The sequence below is a fragment of the Variovorax boronicumulans genome, assembly GCF_009811375.1.
Lineage (GTDB): Bacteria > Pseudomonadota > Gammaproteobacteria > Burkholderiales > Burkholderiaceae_C > Variovorax > Variovorax boronicumulans.
Map to the genome: position 1 here is coordinate 2,596,903 of NZ_BKDH01000001.1, position 20,314 is coordinate 2,617,216.

At 68.7% G+C, this 20,314-nt stretch carries 18 protein-coding genes; 4 read left to right on the top strand and 14 right to left on the bottom strand.

The genetic code is table 11. The annotated features are described in order from the left end of the window. Positions 1 to 2: 2 nt before the first annotated feature. The 10 genes from VHAB30_RS11910 to VHAB30_RS11955 form a co-directional block, all read right to left on the bottom strand. Positions 3 to 509: a DUF1993 domain-containing protein gene (locus VHAB30_RS11910; protein ID WP_159277156.1), complete on the bottom strand. Its 507-nt coding sequence runs from the start codon at positions 507 to 509 to the stop codon at positions 3 to 5. Between the two features lie 52 nt (positions 510 to 561). Next, the gene (locus VHAB30_RS11915) at positions 562 to 1,434 is read right to left on the bottom strand and encodes an alpha/beta fold hydrolase (RefSeq protein ID WP_159278338.1); all 873 of its coding nucleotides are present in this window, start codon (positions 1,432 to 1,434) and stop codon (positions 562 to 564) included. Between the two features lie 23 nt (positions 1,435 to 1,457). Beyond that, a complete protein-coding gene (locus VHAB30_RS11920; protein WP_159277157.1) occupies positions 1,458 to 2,525 on the bottom strand; it encodes a branched-chain amino acid ABC transporter permease in 1,068 nt (355 codons plus the stop codon). A gap of 13 nt (positions 2,526 to 2,538) precedes the next feature. Beyond that, positions 2,539 to 3,519 (bottom strand): branched-chain amino acid ABC transporter permease, encoded by a 981-nt coding sequence (locus VHAB30_RS11925; RefSeq protein ID WP_159277158.1) that lies wholly within the window; start codon positions 3,517 to 3,519, stop codon positions 2,539 to 2,541. Continuing rightward, complete coding sequence (locus VHAB30_RS11930; RefSeq protein ID WP_159277159.1) at positions 3,516 to 4,244, bottom strand: ABC transporter ATP-binding protein; 729 nt, start codon at positions 4,242 to 4,244, stop codon at positions 3,516 to 3,518. The genes VHAB30_RS11925 and VHAB30_RS11930 overlap by 4 nt, the downstream gene beginning before the upstream one ends. Further along, positions 4,241 to 5,005, bottom strand: coding sequence for an ABC transporter ATP-binding protein (locus tag VHAB30_RS11935; protein WP_062475886.1), 765 nt, complete (start codon positions 5,003 to 5,005; stop codon positions 4,241 to 4,243). Before VHAB30_RS11935 ends, VHAB30_RS11930 begins: the two co-directional genes overlap by 4 nt. Positions 5,006 to 5,053: 48 nt before the next feature. Further along, complete coding sequence (locus VHAB30_RS11940; RefSeq protein ID WP_159277160.1) at positions 5,054 to 6,508, bottom strand: extracellular catalytic domain type 2 short-chain-length polyhydroxyalkanoate depolymerase; 1,455 nt, start codon at positions 6,506 to 6,508, stop codon at positions 5,054 to 5,056. Positions 6,509 to 6,682: 174 nt separating this feature from the next. Next, the gene (locus VHAB30_RS11945) at positions 6,683 to 7,870 is read right to left on the bottom strand and encodes a substrate-binding domain-containing protein (RefSeq protein WP_070060448.1); all 1,188 of its coding nucleotides are present in this window, start codon (positions 7,868 to 7,870) and stop codon (positions 6,683 to 6,685) included. Between the two features lie 156 nt (positions 7,871 to 8,026). After that, positions 8,027 to 8,293: a hypothetical protein gene (locus tag VHAB30_RS11950; RefSeq protein WP_070060447.1), complete on the bottom strand. Its 267-nt coding sequence runs from the start codon at positions 8,291 to 8,293 to the stop codon at positions 8,027 to 8,029. Further along, positions 8,290 to 9,831 carry a sigma-54 interaction domain-containing protein gene (locus VHAB30_RS11955; RefSeq protein ID WP_062475896.1) on the bottom strand — a complete coding sequence of 514 codons (1,542 nt, stop codon included), beginning with the start codon at positions 9,829 to 9,831 and terminating at the stop codon, positions 8,290 to 8,292. The genes VHAB30_RS11950 and VHAB30_RS11955 overlap by 4 nt, the downstream gene beginning before the upstream one ends. A 128-nt stretch (positions 9,832 to 9,959) precedes the next feature. On the opposite strand from VHAB30_RS11955, the gene VHAB30_RS11960 reads away from it, so the two are divergent. Genes VHAB30_RS11960 through VHAB30_RS11975 form a run of 4 tightly spaced genes read left to right on the top strand, consistent with a single transcriptional unit; the run spans position 9,960 to position 16,487 of the window. Beyond that, positions 9,960 to 10,688, top strand: a complete 729-nt coding sequence (locus VHAB30_RS11960) for a TetR/AcrR family transcriptional regulator (RefSeq protein WP_159277161.1) — start codon at positions 9,960 to 9,962, stop codon at positions 10,686 to 10,688. Continuing rightward, positions 10,685 to 12,175, top strand: coding sequence for an efflux transporter outer membrane subunit (locus VHAB30_RS11965; RefSeq protein WP_159277162.1), 1,491 nt, complete (start codon positions 10,685 to 10,687; stop codon positions 12,173 to 12,175). The genes VHAB30_RS11960 and VHAB30_RS11965 overlap by 4 nt, the downstream gene beginning before the upstream one ends. After that, complete coding sequence (locus VHAB30_RS11970) at positions 12,172 to 13,356, top strand: efflux RND transporter periplasmic adaptor subunit (protein WP_159277163.1); 1,185 nt, start codon at positions 12,172 to 12,174, stop codon at positions 13,354 to 13,356. Before VHAB30_RS11965 ends, VHAB30_RS11970 begins: the two co-directional genes overlap by 4 nt. 20 nt (positions 13,357 to 13,376) lie before the next feature. Then, on the top strand, positions 13,377 to 16,487 hold the full coding sequence (locus VHAB30_RS11975) for an efflux RND transporter permease subunit (protein WP_159277164.1): 3,111 nt from the start codon (positions 13,377 to 13,379) through the stop codon (positions 16,485 to 16,487). A gap of 30 nt (positions 16,488 to 16,517) precedes the next feature. Here VHAB30_RS11975 and VHAB30_RS11980 read toward each other — a convergent pair whose 3' ends face one another. From VHAB30_RS11980 to VHAB30_RS11995, 4 genes are all read right to left on the bottom strand, one after another. Then, on the bottom strand, positions 16,518 to 16,853 hold the full coding sequence (locus tag VHAB30_RS11980) for a DMT family transporter (protein WP_159277165.1): 336 nt from the start codon (positions 16,851 to 16,853) through the stop codon (positions 16,518 to 16,520). A 208-nt stretch (positions 16,854 to 17,061) separates the two neighbouring features. After that, positions 17,062 to 18,585, bottom strand: a complete 1,524-nt coding sequence (locus VHAB30_RS11985; protein ID WP_095745061.1) for a tripartite tricarboxylate transporter permease — start codon at positions 18,583 to 18,585, stop codon at positions 17,062 to 17,064. 15 nt (positions 18,586 to 18,600) lie between these two features. Further along, the gene (locus VHAB30_RS11990) at positions 18,601 to 19,152 is read right to left on the bottom strand and encodes a tripartite tricarboxylate transporter TctB family protein (protein WP_062482508.1); all 552 of its coding nucleotides are present in this window, start codon (positions 19,150 to 19,152) and stop codon (positions 18,601 to 18,603) included. Between the two features lie 144 nt (positions 19,153 to 19,296). Beyond that, positions 19,297 to 20,256, bottom strand: coding sequence for a Bug family tripartite tricarboxylate transporter substrate binding protein (locus VHAB30_RS11995; protein WP_070060440.1), 960 nt, complete (start codon positions 20,254 to 20,256; stop codon positions 19,297 to 19,299). Positions 20,257 to 20,314 lie beyond the last annotated feature (58 nt).

A 20,314-nucleotide genomic window follows, 5' to 3' on the forward strand; every position in this document is an offset into this window, starting at 1 on the left:
ACTCAGAAGCGGCCGAGGTAGTCCAGCTTGCCGATGGGCACGCCCTTGTGGCGCAGCACGTCGTAGGCGGTGGTCACGTGGAAGAAGAAGTTCGGCAGCGCGAACTGCAGCAGGTAGCGCTGCGCGGTGAAGTGCGCCTCGCCTTCGCGCGCCTTGATGGTCACGGGGCGTTCTTCGTGGCCGTCGATGAGCGCACGGTCCACGCTGGCCAGGAAATCCTGCGTCTTCACGATGCGCGCCAGCAGGTCGTCCCAGGTCTTTTCCTCGTCGGGAAAGCTCGGGGCCGTGATGCCCGCGATGCGCGCCGTGCCCAGCTTGGAGGCGTCGCTCGCGCGCTGGATCTGGCCGGCCAGCGTGAGCATGTCGGGCGCGAGGCGCGCCTCAACCAGCGTCGCCGGGTCGATGCCCTGGGCCTTCGCATGCGCGAGGCCCTTGTCGAGCAGGTGGGTGAGTTGCCCGAGTCCGCGGGTGAAAACCGGCACGGACAGGTCGTACATCGAGAGGGCCATGGCGAGGTGATCTTGGAGTTGAAGTCGGCCGGATTGTGATCCGGCCATGCCTTCAACGACCGGCCGCGCGAATAAACCCTTCGATCGGATCCAGTTGTTCCGCCACGTTGAGCGCGGGCGCGTGGCCGCAGCCCTGCACCTCGATCACCTGCAGACGCCCGGCCGCGCCCGGACCGCGCCGGTGCATCTCGTCGATCACCTCGGGCAGCACCAGGTCGGACTCGGCGCCGCGCAGGCACAGCACCGGCGCCTCGATCACGTCGTAGTGCGGCCAGATCAGGTAGTCGTTGTCGTGCGCGCTGAACTGCCTGACCATGGCCGGGTCGTAGTGCGGCGTGACGCGGCCGTCGGCCAGGCGGCGCGTGGAGCTTTCGGTCAGGCGGCGCCACTGCGCGTCGCTGAGCCAGCCGTAGGGCTTGTAGACCGTGCGGAAGAAGGCCTCCAGCTCGGCCACCGTGGCGAAGGCCGGCGGGTCGCCGGCGTAGGCGCGGATGCGCTCGATGGCGGCCTGCGCGAGCTGCGGCGCGTTGTCGTTGAGCGTGAGGCTGGCGATGCGCGCCTTCATGCGCGGCTCGAACAGGCCCGACGCGCAGACCGTGCCGATCGCGCCGCCCATCGAGGTGCCCACCCAGTGCACGCGGCCCAGCCGCAGCTCGTCGCACAGCGCGTTGGCCAGCCGTGCGTAGAACGCGAGCGTGTATTCGTCGTCGGGCGCCGGGCTCCACTGGCTCAGGCCACGCCCCAACGTGTCGGGACAGATCACGCGAAAGCCGCGCGCCGCGAAGTGCTGCGCCAGTTCGTCCATGTCGCGGCTGGTGCGCGCCAGGCCGTGCCAGGCGATGACGACGGGCGCGTTGGCGGGGCCCCAATCGAGCCAGTGGATTTCACGGCCTGCGAGTTGTGCGTAGTGCGATGTCGGCGTCATGGTGCTGTTGTTGTTGCCGTCGCTCATTTCGCTGCCCTCGCCCGCAGCTTGCCGACGATGCCGGTCGGGAAGTAGTAGACCGACAGCACGAACAACACGCCCAGCCACAACAGCCAGCGGTCGGGCGACAGCAGCGCCGCGAGCCACGGCAGGCCGCTGGCAGCCTCGTTGCCCAGGCGCAGCAGGTCCTGCAGGTAGCTCTGCGCCACCACGAACAGCACCGCGCCGATGGCCGCGCCGTGGATCGTGCCCATGCCGCCGATCACCACGATAAGCAGCACGTCGATCATGATCTCGAAGCTCAGCGAGGTGTCGGGCCCGTTGTAGCGCAGCCAGATGGCGAGCATCGCGCCGGCCAGCGTGGCGAACAGCGCCGACAGCACGGCCGCCGTGGTGCGGTACACCACCACGCGGTAGCCGATGGCCTCGGCGCGGAACTCGTTCTCGCGGATGGCCTGCAACACGCGGCCGAAGGGCGAGTTCACGATGCGCAGCATCGCCAGCACCAGCACCACCGCCGCCACGAACAGCAGGTAGTAGCACAGCAGGCGCCCGTCGAGCGAGACGCCGAGGAACGGTTCTTCGGCGAACTCGAAGCTCGGCGAGATCAGCTCGGGCAGCTTGAAGGTCAGGCCGTCCTCGCCGCCGGTGAAGTCCGACAGCTGCGAGGCCAGCGTCTGGAACGCCGAGGCCACGGCCAGTGTGATCATCGCGAAGAAGATCGCCCGCACCCGCAGCGAGAACAACCCGATGGCCAGCGAGAGCACGAGCGAGATCGCGAGCGACGCGCCCAGCCCCACCAGCACCGCGCCCCAGTTGGGCCCCAGCCGCGAGGCCGAGATGGCGATGCCGTAGGCGCCGATGCCGAAGAACATCGTGTGCGCGAAGCTCACGATGCCGGTGTAGCCCAGCAGCAGGTCGAAGCTCGCGACCAGCACCACGAACACCAGGATCTTGGCCGCGACGCTGAGCGCCTTCACGCCCGGGAACAGGAACGGCGCGAAGGCCAGCGCCAGGAACAGGGCCAGCAGCAGCAGCGCCAGCAGGCGGCTGCGCGGCATGTCGTTGGACAGAAGTCGTTTCAGGAACATGACGGCTTTCTCCTCAACGGTTCGCCACGGGGTACACGCCCTGCGGGCGCCACAGCAGCACGGCCACCATGAGGAAGATGCTCGCGAACTGCGTGAGCGTGGGCAGCAGGAAGCCGATGTAGTTGGTCATGAGGCCCACCAGCAGCGCGCCGAGCAGCGCCCCGCCGGTCGAGCCCAGCCCGCCGATGATGATCACGATGAAGATCAGCACGTTGACCTGAGCGCCCATCTGCGGCACCAGGTTCTGCTGGAACAGGCCCCACATCACGCCGCCCAGGCCGGCCAGCGCGCTGCCCACCACGAACACGCCCACGAACAGGCGCCCGATGCGGTAGCCCAGCGACTCGACCATCTCGTGGTCCTGCACGCCCGCGCGGATCAGGAGGCCGATCTTGGTGCGGCCCAGCGTCCAGGCCAGCACACCGAACACCACCACGCCCACGGCCACCGCGAGCAGGCGGTACTTGCTGATGGCGGCGTCGCCCACCAGCAGCGAGCCGCGCAGCGCCTCGGGCAGCGGCAGCGGAATCTGCGCCGGGCCCCAGATCACCTTGATGAGCTCTTCGCCGATGATCATGCCGCCCATCGTGATGAGGATCTGCTTCAGGTGCTGGCCGTACACCGGCCGCACGATGAAGCGCTCGAAGGCCAGGCCGATGGCACCGGCCACCGCCATCGCGGCCAGCATGGCCGGGAACACGGCCACGAGGTTTCGCCACAGCTCGCCCGAGCCGGTCCAGTCGCCCATGAGCCCGAGCACGCTGCTGGCCACGAAGGCGCCCAGCGCAATGAACACGCCGTGGCCGAAGTTCAGCACGTCCATCAGGCCGAACACCAGCGTGAGGCCCGAGGCGATGATGAAGATGATCATGCCCATCGCCAGCCCCGCCACCGTGAGCGTGAGCCAGGTCGAGACCGAGCCCGTGAGCGGCAGCGCGACGAGCGCGAGGATGGGGGCAAGAAGCAAGGGCTTCCAGTCGAAGTCGAGTTTCATAGGGCGAGTCCGAGCAGCGATTGCTGCAGTTGCGCATCGGCGGAGAACGCGGCCATCGAGCCGCTGTGCACCACGCGGCCGTTGTCCATCACCGCGACGGTGTCGCCCAGGCGCTGGGCGAAGTGGATGTTCTGTTCGACCAGCAGGATCGTCACGCCGCTGCGTTTGAGCTCGCCGAAGGCCTCGATCATGTTGTTGATCATCACGGGCGCCAGGCCCTTGCTGGGCTCGTCGATGATGAGCAGCTGGCGCGGCTCGACGATGGCGCGCGACACGGCCAGCATCTGCTTCTGTCCGCCCGACAGCTTGCCGGCCGGGTGGTTCCAGAACTTCTCGACCGCGGGAAAGAGCTTGAAGATCCACTTCAGCCGTGTGTCGTCGATGGCGTCGGCATTCTTGGCGCCGCGCGCGGCCAGCACCATGTTCTCCTTCACCGTGAGGTCGGAGAAGATGCCCATGTTCTCGGGCACGTAGGCCACGCCGAGCTCGGCGATCTGCGGCGTGTGCAGGGCCGTGATGTCCTTGCCGGCGAACTGCACCCTGCCCTGCGACGCATGCCACAGGCCCATGATGGTGCGCAGCGTGGTGGTCTTGCCCGCGCCGTTGCGGCCCAGCAGCATGGTGAGCTGGCCCTTGGGCACGGCCAGGTCGACGCCGTGCAGGATGTGGTACGCCCCGATGTGCGTCTGCACGCCTTCCAGGGTCAGCAAATTTTCGGTGCTCATGCGGCCTCCTTCGCGATGCCCAGGTAGGCCTCCTGCACGACCGGCGAGGCGATCACCTCGGCCGGTTCGCCGTCTGCCACGAGCGTGCCGTTGTGCAGCACGATGATGCGGTCCGCGAGCTCGCGCACCACGTCCATCTTGTGTTCGACCAAGAGGATGGTCTTGGTCTTGTCCTGCTTGAGCTTGCGGATCAGGTCGAGGATGACGGGCGCCTCGGCCGCGTGCATGCCGGCCGTGGGCTCGTCGAACATGAAGACCTTGGGTTCGAGCGCCATCAGCAGCGCCACCTCGAGCTTGCGCTGGTCGCCGTGCGGCAGGCTGGCCACGGTGGCGTGGGCGCGCGGCTCCAGCGCCACGTCGGCCAGGATCTGCTCGGCGCGTTCGGTCAGCGCCTTGTGGTCGCTCCAGATGCTCCACAGGTTGAGCCCGTGGCGGTGCGCGCCGGCGCGCGTGGCCTGCACCGCGAGCCGCACGTTCTCCAGCACCGTGAGGTTCGGGAACAGGTTGGTGAGCTGGAACGCGCGCCCCAGCCCGGCGTGCGTGCGCGCCGACGGCGACAGGTGCGACAACGGTTGCCCGTCGAGCGACACCGTGCCGGCCGTGGCCTTGAGCTGCCCGGAGATCAGGTTGAAGTAAGTGGTCTTGCCCGCGCCGTTGGGGCCGACGATGGCCGTCAACGTGCCTGGCGCGAATGCGCAGCTCACGCTGTTGACGGCCACGTGCCCTCCGAAGCGGATGGTCAGATCCCGGGTCTCAAGCATTGTGGAAAGGTCCTTGCGAATCGAAAAATCAGTGATGGATGAGCGGCCTCAACAGGTGCCGATCACGTAGTAGTTGGTGCCCGTCTGCTTCAGCGTGGTCATGGCGTAGATGTTCCACAGGCCCATCGACTGGCCCGAGCCGTTGGCATAGGTCAGCCCCCACAGCGCATAGGCGCGCCCGGCCATGGTGTGCGCGTAGTTGCTCGCGGTGTAGCACGTGCCTCCGCCGCCCGGGCCCGCCGTGGTCGCGCCCGTGGCGGCCGCCGACATCGCGCCTTCGACGTTGCTCGCGTTCAGCGCGGCCACGGTCCAGCTGTAGCTGGTCGACGCGGCCAGGCCGGTGTCGGTGTAGCTGGTGCCCGTCACCGGCGAGGCGTTGACCTTGCTGGCGCCGCGGTACACGTTGTAGCCCGAAGCGCCCGAGACGCCGGCCCAGCCGATCACCATGCTGCTGCTGGTCGCGCCCGAGGTGCCCACGCCCGTGGGTGCCGGCAGCCCGCCGCCGCCGGCCGAACCGGTCACGCGGTCGATCATGGCCTTCATGGCGGCCATCTGCGGGCCCGACTTCTTGGCGTAGTTGGCGCTGTCGTAGCCCCACCAGTCCCAGCAGCTGTTGGTGGCCGCGGTGCTGGTCTGCGGGTAGATCAGGATGATGTTGTTGGTGTCGGCCCAGCGGTTGTAGCCCGTCTTCTTGACGTACTGGTCGCTCACGTCGGTGTAGTTCTGCTTGCAGCCGTGCAGCACCAGGTGCACGCGGCACGAGGTGGTGGTGCAGGCCTGCGGCACGTAGAGCCAGCCGGTGGCGGCCACGCCGTGGCCGGAGACGAACTCCGACTGGTTGAACTCGGTGAAGGTGCCGCCCAGCGCGCCGTTGTTGCGCGGGTTCAGCGGGCCGTACAGCTGCGTGAGGATCTCGCCCGCGAGGTCGAAGCCGCAGTTGTTGATGTACGGCGCGGCCGTGGTGCTGCAGGCGCCGCCGTAGTCGTCGGTGACCATCGCGTGGCCCGCGCCGAGGTTGTTCTTGTAGACCGTGTTGGCGGCCGGCACGAAGCTCTGGTAGTAGGTCTTCAGGTCGTCCATCACCGGCTGCTTGACGGTGTTGTCCGAAGTGCCCGAGAACAGGTAGACCTTGGAATTCGTGAGGTTCGACACCGGGTCGATCGCACCGCTGGCGGCCCAGCTGTTGGTGGTGCTCACGAGCGTCGAGACCGGGATGCTGGTGCTGTGCGTCATGCAGCGCCCGGTGGCATTGACCACCGAGCCTTCGGCGCAGTAGTACGGACCGCCGGCGACCACGCCCGCGCCGCGCTTGAAGGTGGCCGAGTAGGCCACGTGCAGCTGCACCGCCATGAAGCCGCCGGCCGACAGGCCGGACACGCTCACCTCCGCCGGGTTGGCGCCCAGTGCCGGCAGCGGCACGGCCGCCGTCGCGGCCTGCGCCGCCGCCGTGATCACCGCTGCTGCGGCAAACCCCTTCCAGTTGTTCCATCGCATCGCTGGCATCGCTGTCTCCTATTGGTTTGTGTATCGAACGCTTGCTTGCAGACTGACGAATCGGCCGTGGAGCGCGGCAACTTGCGCGGACGCAGGCTGGCGCTTCGCCCGGCGGCCATCCGGGGCGAAAAGGGGCGGCGCCTGCATGCGCGCCGCGGGTTCAGGGAACGATCAGCGCCGTGTTCAGCGCTTGTTCTTGATGGGGATGTCCATCTCTTCCGGCTTGATTTCGTGCACCAGCTCCGGCACGCCCCACGCGAACGCGGGGTCGGCCTTGATCTTGAAGTGGTACATCGACTGCATCGCCTGGTGGTCTTCCTTGCGGAAGGTCATCTTGCCCTTGGGCGTGTCGAAGCTCATGCCTTCCATGGTGCTGATGAGCTTGTTGGTGCCGGTGTCGCCGTTGGTCTTCTTCAGCGCCGTCACCACCGCCATCGCGGCCGAGAAACCGCCGGCCGTGAAGAAGTCCGGCGGCGTCTTGAATTCCTTGTAGTGGGCCGCGACCATGGCCTCGTTCACCGGGTTCTTCGGGATGCCGAAGTAGTAGTAGGCCGCGCCTTCCATGCCCGGCAGCGACTTGTAGGCCGCCATGGCCGGCAGGATGTTGCCGCCGGTGGCGATCTCGATGCCGTAGCGCTTCAGGTCGAGGTCGACGATCTTGAACGGGTTGCCCGCGCCGGCCCAGACGATCCAGATGATCTTGCGGCCCGGCTGGTCCTTGAGCTTGTCGATCAGGCGCTGCGCACCGGCCGTGAAGTCGGTGGTGGCGGGCGGCAGGTATTCCTCGTGGGCGAGCTTGGCTTTCTTCAGCGCGGCGCCGAAGGCCTTCACGCCGTCGCGGCCGAAGGCGTTGTCCTGCGCCAGCGTGGCGACGGTGACGCCGGCCTTGTCGATGGCCACGGCGTTGGAGATGGCGTCCTGGCTCGAGTTGCGGCCGGTGCGGAAGATGTACTTGTTCCACTTGTCGCCGGTGATCGAGTCGGCCACGGCGGGCTCGACGATCAGGATCTTCTTGTACTCCTCGGCCACCGGCAGCATGGCCAGCGCCACGCCCGAAGCGGTCGGGCCGACCGCGAGCGCGGCCTTGTCGTCGGAGTACGCGGCGGCCAGCAGCGACTTGCCCAGGTCGGGCTTGCCCTGGTCGTCCTTCTCGATGACCACGAGCTTCTTGCCGTTGACCATCATCGTGCCGCCGGTGGCGTAGTTCAGGCCCATCATCAGGCCGGTCTGCGTCTGCTTGCCGTAGGCCTCCAGCGCGCCGGTCTTGCTGTAGACGTGGGCGATGCGGATCTCGTTCGATTGGGCCCAGGCGGGCATGGTGGCAACGGTGGCGCCCAGGGCGGCCAGGGCGATGAGGTGGCGACGGTGCATGTCTTGTCTCCTGATAAAGGTGACTGAATATTGCACAGTTCGTGCCACCCGCCTAAGCCATTGATAACAAAGGCTTCCTCATTCGGGTGCAACCGGTTTCGCCTGATTTCAGTGCATTTGCGTTGTCTTGTTTTCAGACAACTGTCTGCTGATCAGTCAGGGTTTCCCAGCAGAGTCGCGGCGCGCCGCGAGCCAACTTTCGAACTCGCGCTCGGCCCGCATCCGCAGCTCGTTGCGCGTGTGGTTGCACACCGCATGCGCGAGGCGCCGGTGCTTCTGCTGGCGCACGCCGCCCAGCGTGGCGTCGAGCAGGTGTTCGATGGTGGCCGACTCGGGGCGCCCATGCGGCTCGTCGAAGTCCATCGGCAGCCCGCACCAGTGGCAGTTCGGGCCGAAGGTGGAGCGCAGTGCCTTCACGCTCATGACAGGCCCATCCCCGTCATGCGTTCATACAGCGTGGCGCGCGAGATGCCCAGCAGCCGCGAGGTCGCGAGCTTGTTGCCGCCGGTGCTTTCGAGCGCGGCGGCGATGGCCTTGCGTTCCAGCTCGGCCACCTGCTGCGACAGCGGGCGCAGCAACGCGGCCTCCTGGTCGACGTCGCGCAGGCTGTGCGAGGTATCGGGTGCCTCGATCTGCTCCAGCCCGGCCTCGCGCAGGATGCGCTCGAGCTGCGCCGCGTCGATGCGCTGCGAGTCGCTGCGCATCGTCACCTGCTCCAGCACGTTGCGCAGCTCGCGGATGTTGCCGCGCCAGTGCTGGCCGGCCAAGAGCGCGAGCGCGTCGGGCGTGAGTTCGGGCGGGGCCTCGCCGCTGCGCAGCGCCATGTCCTCGCCCAGCGCCTCGACCAGCGCCGGGATGTCGCTGCGCCGCTCGCGCAGCGGCGGCACACGCAACGGCAACACGTTGAGGCGGTAATACAGGTCTTCGCGGAACAGGCCGCGGCGCACCAGTTCGGGCAGGTCGCGCGAGGTGGCGGCGATCACGCGGGCGTCGAAGGGAATCAGCTTGTTGGAGCCCAGCGGCTCGATCTCGCCTTCCTGCAGCGCGCGCAACAGCTTGGCCTGCAGGCCCAGCGGCATGTCCCCGATTTCGTCGAGGAACAGGCTGCCGCCGTCGGCCAGCTTGAACTTGCCTTCGCGCCCGCGCTTGTCGGCGCCGGTGAAGGCGCCGGGGGCGAAACCGAAAAACTCGGCCTCGAGCAGCGTATCGGGCACGGCCGCGATGTTGACGCTGACGAACTGGCCCTTGGCGCGCGTGGACGACGCATGGATCGCATGCGCCAGCAGCTCCTTGCCGGTGCCGGTCTCGCCCAGCAGCAGCACCGGGCTGGTGGACTGCGCGGCGCGGCGCGCATGGCGCTTCACCTCCACGGCCGCCGGGCTGCTGCCGATGAAGCTCGCGAAGGTGTACTTGGAACGGCGCTGGCCGTCGGGCGCGTGTTGGTACAGCGGGTTGTTGCGCTGGCTGGCCAGCTCGCGGCGCGCGTCGTCGAGGTCGCGCTGCAGCAGCGCGAACTTGCTGATGAGCGGCTGCAGCGTGGTCTCGGGCTGGTCGAACAGCACGATGCCGATGGCGCCGATGACCTTGCCCAGGCCCTCCCCGTCTTCGCGCTCCTCGCGCAGCGGAATGCGGCTGACGACGAAGGTGCCGGCCTTGTTGGTCAGCAGGTCGATGAGGATCGGCTCGCCGGTTTCGAGCACGCGGCGCATCATGGTGTTGGGGATCACGTCCTCGACCATGTGGCCCATGAACTCGTCGATGGACGAGAAACCCAGCGCCGGCAGGAAACGGCGATAGCCCTCGTTCACCCAGACGATGCGCCCGCTGCGGTCGACCAGGAACATGCCCTGGCTGATGCTCGAAAACAAATGAAACATCGAGCGCGCGGCGAGCGCGAGGATGCCTTCGGCGTCCAGGGGCAAGGCGGGCGGCGGTGCGGCGGCGGAGGGAGCGACGGACATGCGCGGATCGTACTGTGTGCGGCCCCTGCCCCTGCCGCGCGCAGGCCCACATGCAACCAAAAACAAAAGCCTTCAGCAAGCCTTAAGTAAATCAATCGTTTGATTTCAATCATGCTCTAATCGCGCCGATGAACGCCAGGGACCCCCTCCCCCCCACGCCAACGCCAACGCCCGTTCCATCGCCGCGCCGCGCCCCGCGCAGCGACGGCGCCGAGGCGCGCCACCGCCTGCTGCACACCGCGCTGCGGCTGTTCGCCCAGAACGGTTTCGCCAAGACCTCGATCCGCGAGATCGCGCGCGAGGCCGGCGTGAACGTCTCGGCCATCAGCTACTACTTCGGCGACAAGGAGGGGCTGTACTCCGCCACCTTCAACGAGCCGATGGGCAGCGATTCGAACGACCTGGTGGCCGCCTGCAACGTGCCCGGTCAGTCGCTCGAAGCCACGCTGCGCATCTGCATGGCGGCCATGATCGATCCGCTCAAGCAGGGCGAGATCGTGCGCCAGTGCATCCAGCTGCACATGCGCGAAATGCTGGAGCCCACCAGCCAGTGGGCCAAGGAACTGGAGCGCGACATCAAGGGCCCGCACCGCGCCATCGTCGAGCTGCTGTGCCGCCACCTGCAGGTGGAGCGCGCCGACGACGACATCCACCGCCTGACCTTCGCGATCACCGGGCTGTCGATGCAGCTGTACGTGAGCCAGGATTTCATCGAGGCCCTGCGCCCGTCGCTGCTGCGCACGCCGCGCGCCATCGACACCTGGGCCGACCGGCTCACGGGCTACGCGATGGCGCTGGTCCAGGCCGAAACCGCACGCCGCCGCCAGGTGGCCGCCGAGCAGAGAAAGAAGCCATGAGACGACTCCGACGGATTGCCCTTGTTCTGAGCCTGCCGCTGGGCCTCGGCCTTGCCGGCTGCGGCCTGACGCGCCCGCCCGCCTCGGTGCAGGCGCCCTTCCCCGCGCAGTGGCATGCGCCCCTGCCCCACGGCGGCTCGCTGGCCGCGCTGGCCGAGTGGTGGCGCCAGCTCGACGACCCGCTGCTGGTCGAGCTGATCGCCGCCGCCGAAACCGCCAGCCCCACCCTCGCGAGCGCCGCGGCGCGCGTGGCCGAGGCGCGCTCCACGCGCGTGCAGGCCGGCGCGGCGCTGCTGCCCAGCCTGGACGGCACGGCGTCGGCCAGCCGGGGCGTGTCGGGCTCGTCGTTCGGATCGGGCGGCTCTTCAAGCAGCAGCAGCGCCTCCACCGCGCCGGTCACCACGCTGCAGGCCGGCCTGCAGTCGAAGTGGGAGATCGACCTGTTCGGCCGCCTGCGCGCCGACCGCGACGCAGCCCAGCAGAAGCTCGACAGCGCCACCGCCAAGTGGCACGACGCCCGCGTCGCCGTGGCGGCCGAAACGGCCAACGCCTATTTCGCCGAGCGCGCCTGCCAGCAGCAGTTGAACGTGTCCGAGTCCGATGCGAAGTCGCGCGGCGAAACGGCGCGGCTCACCGACCTGTCGGCGCGCGCCGGCTTCACCGCACCGGCCGACGCCGCGCTGGCGCGTGCCAGCGCCTCCGACGCCTCCGGCCGCCTCACGCAACAGCGCGCCCTGTGCGCGGTGCAGCGCAAGGCGCTGGTGGCGCTCAGCGGGCTCGACGAACCCACGCTGGCGCAGAAGCTCGCGGCCTCCCCCACGCAGCGCGCGCTGCCGGTGGTCGGCGCCATCGCCAGCGTGCCGGCGCAGGCGCTCTCGCAGCGGCCCGACGTGTACGCGGCCGAACTCGGCGTGGCCGCGGCCAGCGCCGAGGTGGGCTCGGCCGAGGCCGAGCGCTACCCCAAGCTCACGCTCTCGGGCTCGATCGGCCGCATGCAGATCCGCACCAGCGGCTTTCGCGAATCGCTCGACACCTGGACGGTCGGGCCGCTGTCGCTCACCGTGCCGCTGCTCGACGGCGGCGCGCGCGCGGCCAACGCCGAAGCCGCCAAGGCGCGCTACACCGAGGCCGTGTCGCTCTACCGCGCCAACGTGCGCCAGGCGGTGCGCGAGGTCGAGGAAGCCCTGGTGAACCTCGACGCTACCACCGCGCGCAGCACCGACGCCGACAGCGCGGTGAAGAACTACCAGGCCTCGTTCGACGCCACCCAGGCCCGCTACAGCAGCGGCCTGGCCAGCCTGTTCGAGCTCGAGGATTCGCGGCGCACGCTGTTCGCCGCGCAGACCGCGCGCGTCTCGCTGCAGCGCGAGAGCACCGAAGCCTGGGTCTCCCTGTACCGCTCGATGGGCGGCGGCTGGAGCCGCCCCGCCGAAGCATCGTCCCCAATGACCACCACCCCGGCCGCCAAGGTCGCGACGTCGCCATGAAAACAATGAAGCGTTCCACCCTTGTCCTCGCGCTGCTGGCGCTGATCGTCGTCGTTGGCGCCGGCCTGTGGCTCACCCGCAAGCCGGCCGACGACAAGGCGGCACCCGCCGCGAAAGGCCCCGCCCAGCGCCCGGCGCTGACCGTCTCGGTCGCCAGGCCCGAGGCCACCGAGCTGACCGTCACGCTGGCCGCCAACGGCAACGTGGCGGCCTGGCAGGAGGCCGTGATCGGCTCCGAATCGAACGGCCTGAAGCTGGCCGAGGTGCGCGTCAACGTGGGCGACACCGTGAAGAAGGGCCAGGTGCTCGCGGTGTTCTCGCCCGAGACGGTGCAGGCCGACATCGCGCAGGCGCGCGCCTCGCTGGCCGAGGCCCGCGCCTCGGCGGCCGATGCCGCCGGCAACGCCGCGCGCGCCCGCACGCTGCAGGCCACGGGCGCGCTGAGCCAGCAGCAGATCAACCAGTACCAGACCACCGAGCAGACCGCCAAGGCCCGCGCCGAGGCGGCCGAGGCCGTGCTGGCCGCGCAGCAGGTGCGCGGGCGCAACACGCAGGTGCTGGCACCCGACGACGGCGTGATCTCCGCGCGCACCGCCACGGTCGGCAGCGTGGTGGGCGCCGGCACCGAGCTGTTCCGGCTGATCCGCCAGGGCCGGCTCGAATGGCGCGCCGAAGTCACCTCGGCCGAGCTGGGCCGCGTCGCCGTGGGCACGCCGGCCTTCGTGGTCAGCGCCAGCGGCGCGCAGGTGAAGGGCACGGTGCGCAGCATCGCGCCCACGGTCGATCCACAGACGCGCGCGGCGCTGGTCTACGTCGACCTGCCCAACGTGCAGCAGAACACCGGCGTGAAGGCCGGCATGTTCGCGCGCGGCGACTTCGAGCTCGGCCGCAGTTCCGCGCCGACCGTGCCGCAAAGCGCGATCGTGCCGCGCGACGGCTTCAACAACGTCTTCACGCTGCTGCCCGACGGCCGCGTGGCGCAGCTCAAGGTGCAGACCGGCCGCCGCCTGAAGGACCGCGTGGAGATCACCAGCGCCCTGCCCGAGGGCGTGCAGATCGTGGTGCAGGGGGCGGGCTTCCTCAATGACGGCGACCTGGTGCGCGTGGTGGATGCCACGCCCGCGGCCGCCTCGTCCGCCACCCCGGCGAAGGCAGGGGCCTCCGCGCCTTCGCCCAAGTAAGCCAACACAAGGAACACGCCATGAACGTTTCCGCCTGGTCCATACGCAACCCCATTCCGGCGGTGATGCTGTTCGTGCTGCTCACCTTCGGGGGGCTGCTGTCGTTCAACGCCATGAAGGTGCAGAACTTCCCGGACATCGACCTGCCGACCGTCACCGTCTCGGCCTCGCTGCCGGGTGCCGCGCCCTCGCAGCTGGAGACCGACGTCGCGCGCAAGCTCGAGAACTCCATCGCCACCATCCAGGGCCTGAAGCACATCACGACCAAGGTGCAGGACGGCGCCGCCACGCTGATCGTCGAGTTCCGCCTCGAGAAGCCCGTGCAGGAAGCCGTGGACGACGTGCGCTCGGCCGTGCAGAAGGTGCGCGCCGACCTGCCCGCCGACGTGCGCGACCCGGTCGTCACCAAGCTCGACTTCGCGGCCCAGCCGGTGCTGGCCTTCACCATCGCCTCGTCGCGCATGGACAACGAGGCGCTGAGCTGGTTCGTCGACAACGACATCACCAAGAAGCTGCTCGCGCTGCCCGGCGTGGGCGCGGTGAACCGCGTGGGCGGCGTCACGCGCCAGGTGCACATCGACCTCGACCCGGCCAAGCTGCAGGCGCTGGGCGCCTCGGCGGCCGACATCTCGCGCCAGCTGCGCCAGGTGCAGACCGAAAGCGCGGGCGGGCGCATCGACCTGGGCGGCAGCGAACAGCCGGTGCGCACCATGGCCACCGTGCAGTCGGCCGACCAGCTCGCCGACATGCAGATCGCGCTGAGCGACGGCCGCCGCATCCGCCTGGACCAGGTGGCGCGCATCAGCGACACCATCGCCGAGCCGCGCGCCGCCGCGCTGCTCAATGGCAAGCCGGTGGTGGGCTTCGAGGTGGCCCGCAGCCGCGGCGCCAGCGAGGTCGAAGTGGGCCGCGCCATTCAAAAGGCGCTGGCCGACCTGCGCGTGCAGCGCCCCGACATCGAGCTGACCGAGGCCTTCAACTTCGTCGACCCGGTGGAAGAAGAGTACGACGGTTCGCTGCACCTGTTGTACGAGGGCGCCATCCTTGCGGTGATCGTGGTGTGGCTCTTTTTGCGCGACTGGCGCGCCACCTTCGTCTCTGCCGTGGCGCTGCCGATGTCGGTGATTCCGGCCTTCATCGGCATGCACCTGCTGGGCTTCTCGGTCAACGTGATCTCGCTGCTCGCGCTCTCGCTCGTGGTCGGCATCTTGGTCGACGACGCCATCGTGGAGGTCGAGAACATCGTGCGCCACCTGCGCATGGGCAAGTCGCCCTACCAGGCGGCCATGGAGGCGGCGGATGAAATCGGTCTGGCCGTGATCGCCACCACCTTCACGTTGATCGCGGTGTTCCTGCCCACGGCCTTCATGAGCGGCGTGGCCGGCAAGTTCTTCAAGCAGTTCGGCTGGACCGCCTCGCTCGCGGTGTTCGCCTCGCTGGTGGTGGCGCGGGTGCTCACGCCGATGATGGCGGCCTACATCCTCAAGCCGATCGTCGGCGCCGAGAAGGAGCCCGGCTGGCTGCGCTGGTACATGCGCGCCGTGGAGTGGAGCACCCACCACCGCTTCAAGACGATGGTGATGGCCACCCTCTTCTTCTTCGGCTCGCTGGCGATGATCCCGCTGCTCAAGACCGGCTTCATCCCGGCCGACGACAACTCGCAGACGCAGGTCTACCTGTCGCTGCCGCCGGGTTCCACGCTGGCGCAGACCACGGCCGCGGCCGAGGAAACGCGCCGCCGCGTGATGAAGATCAACCACGTGAAGAGCGTCTACACCACGGTGGCGGGCGGCAGCGCCGGCGGCGACCCGTTCGCGAACTTCGGCACGCCCGAGACGCGCAAGGCCACGCTGACGATCCAGCTCGACCCGCGCGGCGACCGGCCGCGCAAGCAGGTGATCGAGAAAGAGATCCGCACCGCGCTCGAAACCCTGCCCGGCGTGCGCAGCACCGTGGGCCTGGGCGGCTCGGGCGAGAAGTACATCCTGGTGCTCACGGGCGAAGACCCGGTGGCGCTGTCGGCCGCCGCCGGCGCGGTCGAGAAAGACCTGCGCACCATTCCCGGCCTGGGCAACATCACCTCGACCGCGAGCCTGATCCGCCCCGAGATCGCCGTGCGCCCCGACTTCGCGCGCGCCGCCGACCTGGGCGTGACCAGCTCGGCCATCGCCGAGACGCTGCGCGTGGCCACGCTGGGCGACTACGACCAGGCGCTGGCCAAGCTCAACCTCGCGCAGCGGCAGGTGCCGATCGTGGTGAAGCTCGAAGACTCGGCGCGGCAAGACCTCGACCTGATCGGGCGCCTGTCGGTGCCGGGCGCGCGCGGCCCCGTCATGCTGAGCCAGGTGGCCTCGCTCACGATGGAAGGCGGCCCGGCCGTCATCGACCGCTACGACCGCTCGCGCAACGTCAACTTCGAGATCGAGCTGTCGGGCGTGGGCCTGGGCGACGCCAAGACCGCCGTCGAGGCCCTGCCCTCGATCCAGAAGCTGCCGCCGGGCGTGCGCATCGCCGAGGTGGGCGACGCCGAAGTGATGACCGAGCTGTTCGCCAGTTTCGGCCTGGCGATGCTCACGGGCGTGCTGTGCATCTACATCGTGCTGGTGCTGCTGTTCAAGGACTTCCTGCACCCGGTGACCATCCTGTGCGCGCTGCCGCTCGCGCTGGGCGGCGCCTTCGTGGGCCTCCTGATCGGGCAGAAGGCGCTGTCGATGCCCTCGCTGATCGGCCTGATCATGCTGATGGGCATCGCCACGAAGAACTCGATTCTTCTGGTGGAGTACGCCATCGTGGCGCGCCGCGACCACGGCATGAGCCGCTGGGACGCGCTGCGCGACGCCTGCCACAAGCGCGCGCGGCCCATCATCATGACCACGCTCGCCATGGGCGCCGGCATGCTGCCCATTGCCGTGGGCTTCGGCACCGCCGACTCGAGCTTCCGCTCGCCGATGGCGATGGCGGTGATCGGCGGGCTGATCACCTCCACGGTGCTGAGTTTGCTGGTGGTGCCGGCCGTGTTCACCTACGTGGACGACATCGAGCACTGGATACGGCGCACCGTGCGCAAGGTGCGCGGGCAGCCGGCCGATCCGCACATCGACGACGACCTGGTCGAGGCGCCGCAGCGCTGAGACCCCTGGGCGCGGGCAGCGGTGAACCCGCTACCGCGCCTCGATGTTCAGCACCACCACGCCCGCCACGATGGCCAGCAGGCCGACCACGCGCGTCAGCGTGACCGCTTCACCGAACCAGACCATGCCGGCGACCGCGATCAGCGCGGTGCCGGCACCGGCCCAGACCGCGTAGCCCAGCCCCACATCCAGTTCGCGCACCGCGAGCGACATGAGCCAGATCGCGCCGGCATAGCAGGCGGCGGTGAGCAGCGATGGCGACAGGCGGGTGAAACCTTCGGCATGGCGAAGGGCGATGGTGCCGGCGACTTCCGCCGCCACGCTGGCCGCAAGCAGCAGCCAGGCCAGAGTCTGTGGACTCTTCATGGGAATACCTCGTCACACCCCTGCCGTACCGGGCATGGAATGCGGGCGATGCAAGCGGTACCCCGAACGAAGCCGCCATTCTGGGGACATGCGGCGACGCGGTGATGACTGCGCAGTCAAGCCCCTTGGCGCCGCAGGCGCATTCAAAAAAAATGCCGCGGGCGCCAATCGCCCGCGGCATGTGAACCGAAAAAGAAAGTCGGTCGCGTCAGGCGTCCAGCTGCGCCAGTCGCTTCAGCTTGCGTTCGCTCATGCGCTTGGCCAGGCGCGGCAGCACCAGCACGGCGACGATGGCGATGATCACCACGATCGACTCGGGGCGCTGGAAAAACACGATCGGGCTGCCCTGCCCCATGGCGATGGCGTTGCGCAGGTTGGCTTCGGCGAGCGGCCCGAGGATCATGCCGACCACCACGGGGGCGGTCGGGAAGTCGAAGCGCCGCATCACCACGCCCAAGAGGCCAATGCCGAACAGCAGGAACAGGTCGAAGGTGTTCTGGCGCATGCCGTACGCACCGACGGTCGCGAAGATCAGGATGCCGGCGTACAGCTGCGGCTTCGGGATCTTGAGCAGCTTGACCCACAGGCCGACCATCGGCAGGTTGAGCACCAGCAGCATCAGGTTGCCGATGTACAGCGAGGCGATCAGCGCCCAGACCAGTGCGGCCGAGGTGGTGAAGAGCTGCGGGCCCGGCTGGATGCCGTAGTTCTGGAACGCGCCCAGCATGATGGCCGTGGTGTTCGACGTCGGAATGCCCAGCGTGAGCAGCGGGATCAGCGCGGCGGTCACGGTGGCGTTGTTGGCGGCCTCGGGGCCGGCCACGCCTTCGATGGCGCCGGTGGTGCCGAACTCGGCCTTGTTCTGCGGGTCTTTCGCGAGCTTCTTCTCGGTGGCGTAGCTCAGGAAGGTCGGGATCTCGGTGCCGCCGGCCGGAATGCAGCCGAAGGGCGTGCCGATGGCCGCGCCGCGCAGCCAGGCGGGAATGGAACGCTTCCAGTCGCGGCCGGTCATGTGCACGCGGGTCAGCTTGTTCTGGCCCTCGACCACGCGGCCTTCGTACAGCACGGCGTACAGCACCTCGGCCACGGCAAACAGGCCCACTGCCACCAGCACGATTTCGATGCCGTCGAGCAGCTCGGGCATGTTGCCGGTGTAGCGGCCCTGGCCGGTGATCTGGTCCAGGCCGACGCAGCCGATGGCCAGGCCGACGAACAGCGCCGTCATGCCGCGCAGCGTGCTCTTGCCGAGCACCGCGCTCACCGTGGTGAAGGCCAGCAGCATCAAGAGGAAGTACTCGGGTGCCGCCAGGCGCACGGCGTAGTCGGCCACGAAGGGCGCGAACAGCGTGACGACCACGGTGGCGATGGTGCCGGCCACGAAGGAGCCGATGGCCGCGGTGGCGAGCGCGGCGCCCGCGCGGCCGCTCTTGGCCATCTTGTTGCCTTCCATGGCCGTGACCATGCTGGCGGTTTCGCCGGGCGTGTTCAGCAGGATCGAGGTGGTCGAGCCGCCGTACATGGCGCCGTAGTAGATGCCCGAGAAGAAGATCATCGAGGCCGTGATGTCGACCTTGCCGGTGATCGGCAGCAGCATGGCCACCGCCACGGCGGGGCCGATGCCGGGCAGCACGCCCACGGCCGTGCCCAGGGCACAGCCGATGAGGCACCACAGCAGGTTGATGGGGGTGATCGCGGCCGCGAAGCCGGTCATCAGTGCGTTGAAGATATCCATTTGGCGTGGCTCCGCTCAGATCCAGCCGGTGCTGGTGAGACCCGGCAGGCTGATGGCCAGGAACTTGGTGAACATCCAGAAGACCGGGGCCGAGATCGCCAGGCCGGTCACCAAGTCGGTGACCCAGGTGGCCGGTGCGTTGACCTTGGCCTGCCCGGCGGCGCGGCGCAGGCCCTGCACGGCCAGCAGGTAGCACAGCGCGCAGCTCAGGATGAAGCCGATGCTGGTGATGAGCGCCGCATTGAGCAGCAGGCCCGCCGCCACCCAGATGAAGCCGGGCCAGTAGGCGGTGTCGGCGCCCGAGGGGGCGTCAAGCTCGCGGAAACCGCCGCTGAACGCTTCCCAGGTGATCCACGCGCCGCAGACCATCAGGACGATCGAGACCATCCAGGGCAGGAAGTTGGGGCCGACGCCGCCGTAGCCGGCTTCGGAAGAAATGCCGATGGCGCCGAAGGCCAGCGCAGCGCCGGTCAACAGCACGCCGAGGCCGACGACGTATTGCGGCCAGCGGGCCGCGCCGGAGGTGGCCTCAGCGGAATGTGAGACCGAGGATTCTGGAGTTGTCATTTTTTGCTCCCGCAGTCGTGGGGGAAAAGAACTGCCTCCTTCCAGAAACACCGCGGAACTGGCTCTGCCAGGCCGCAGGTGTTGCCCCCGGAAGGGGGTTGGCGCAGCGACACGAAGTGCGCGCAGCCTGGGGGCGAGCCAAATTCAGACCATGCCGGACTTGGCCATGATCGCGCGCAGGCTGGCGAAGTCGTCGTCGACGAACTTGGCGAAGGCATCGCCCGACAGCACGGCCGGCGTCCAGTCGTTCTTCTTGAGCGACTCGGCCCACGACGGGCTCTTGAGCGCAGCCAGCACCATGTCGGTCAGGGCCTTGCGCTGCTCGGCCGAGATGCCGGGCGCGCCGTACACGCCGCGCCAGTTGCCGATCTCGACGTCGATGCCCTGTTCCTTCAGGGTCGGCACGTTGATGCCCGGCAGGCGCTGGGCGGAGGTGACAGCAATGGGTTTCATCTTGCCGGCGGCGATGTACTCGGCGAATTCGCTGTAGCCGCTGCCGCCGATGGTGACGTTGCCGCCCAGGATGGCGGCGGTGGCTTCACCGCCTCCGCGGAAGGCCACGTAGTTGATCTTGGACGGATCGGCGCCGACCTTCTGCGCGATCATGGCCGCGGCGATGTGCTCGGTGGAGCCGCGCGAGCCGCCGCCCCACTTGACGCTGCCCGGGTCCTTCTTGAGCTGCTCGACCACGTCCTTCATGGTCTTGAAGGGCGAGTTCGACGGCAGCACGAACACGTTGTATTCGGTGGTCAGGCGCGCGATGGGCGTGGCCTGCGACAGGTTGACCGGCGGCTTGCCGGTGATGATGCCGCCCAGCATCACCGAGCCCATGACCATCAGCGCGTTGGCGTCGCCCTTGGAGCCGTTGACGAACTGGGCCAGGCCCAGCGCACCGGCGGCACCGCCCTTGTTATCGTAGGCGACGGTGTCGGCCACCTTGGCGTCGGTCAGGGCCTTGCCCAGCGCGCGGCCGGTGGTGTCCCAGCCGCCACCCGGGTTGGCCGGGATCATCATCTTGACGTTGGCGGCAGCGCGCGCCGACAGCGGCAAGGCGCCGGCAGCGGCCAGTGCGGCCAGGGACTTCAAAAAGGTATCGCGACGCATCGTTGGTGTCTCCTGAGAACTTGGGAACGGATGGAACCTGACTTGGACCTGAGCCGCT

Excerpts from the sequence above, each read along its gene's own strand:
- VHAB30_RS11910 (WP_159277156.1), bottom strand. The coding sequence starts at position 509 with ATGGCCCTCTCGATGTACGACCTGTCCGTGCCGGTTTTCACCCGCGGA.
- VHAB30_RS11915 (WP_159278338.1), bottom strand. The coding sequence starts at position 1,434 with ATGACGCCGACATCGCACTACGCACAACTCGCAGGCCGTGAAATCCAC.
- VHAB30_RS11920 (WP_159277157.1), bottom strand. The coding sequence starts at position 2,525 with ATGTTCCTGAAACGACTTCTGTCCAACGACATGCCGCGCAGCCGCCTG.
- VHAB30_RS11925 (WP_159277158.1), bottom strand. The coding sequence starts at position 3,519 with ATGAAACTCGACTTCGACTGGAAGCCCTTGCTTCTTGCCCCCATCCTC.
- VHAB30_RS11930 (WP_159277159.1), bottom strand. The coding sequence starts at position 4,244 with ATGAGCACCGAAAATTTGCTGACCCTGGAAGGCGTGCAGACGCACATC.
- VHAB30_RS11935 (WP_062475886.1), bottom strand. The coding sequence starts at position 5,005 with ATGCTTGAGACCCGGGATCTGACCATCCGCTTCGGAGGGCACGTGGCC.
- VHAB30_RS11940 (WP_159277160.1), bottom strand. The coding sequence starts at position 6,508 with ATGCCAGCGATGCGATGGAACAACTGGAAGGGGTTTGCCGCAGCAGCG.
- VHAB30_RS11945 (WP_070060448.1), bottom strand. The coding sequence starts at position 7,870 with ATGCACCGTCGCCACCTCATCGCCCTGGCCGCCCTGGGCGCCACCGTT.
- VHAB30_RS11950 (WP_070060447.1), bottom strand. The coding sequence starts at position 8,293 with ATGAGCGTGAAGGCACTGCGCTCCACCTTCGGCCCGAACTGCCACTGG.
- VHAB30_RS11955 (WP_062475896.1), bottom strand. The coding sequence starts at position 9,831 with ATGTCCGTCGCTCCCTCCGCCGCCGCACCGCCGCCCGCCTTGCCCCTG.
- VHAB30_RS11960 (WP_159277161.1), top strand. The coding sequence starts at position 9,960 with ATGAACGCCAGGGACCCCCTCCCCCCCACGCCAACGCCAACGCCCGTT.
- VHAB30_RS11965 (WP_159277162.1), top strand. The coding sequence starts at position 10,685 with ATGAGACGACTCCGACGGATTGCCCTTGTTCTGAGCCTGCCGCTGGGC.
- VHAB30_RS11970 (WP_159277163.1), top strand. The coding sequence starts at position 12,172 with ATGAAAACAATGAAGCGTTCCACCCTTGTCCTCGCGCTGCTGGCGCTG.
- VHAB30_RS11975 (WP_159277164.1), top strand. The coding sequence starts at position 13,377 with ATGAACGTTTCCGCCTGGTCCATACGCAACCCCATTCCGGCGGTGATG.
- VHAB30_RS11980 (WP_159277165.1), bottom strand. The coding sequence starts at position 16,853 with ATGAAGAGTCCACAGACTCTGGCCTGGCTGCTGCTTGCGGCCAGCGTG.
- VHAB30_RS11985 (WP_095745061.1), bottom strand. The coding sequence starts at position 18,585 with ATGGATATCTTCAACGCACTGATGACCGGCTTCGCGGCCGCGATCACC.
- VHAB30_RS11990 (WP_062482508.1), bottom strand. The coding sequence starts at position 19,152 with ATGACAACTCCAGAATCCTCGGTCTCACATTCCGCTGAGGCCACCTCC.
- VHAB30_RS11995 (WP_070060440.1), bottom strand. The coding sequence starts at position 20,256 with ATGCGTCGCGATACCTTTTTGAAGTCCCTGGCCGCACTGGCCGCTGCC.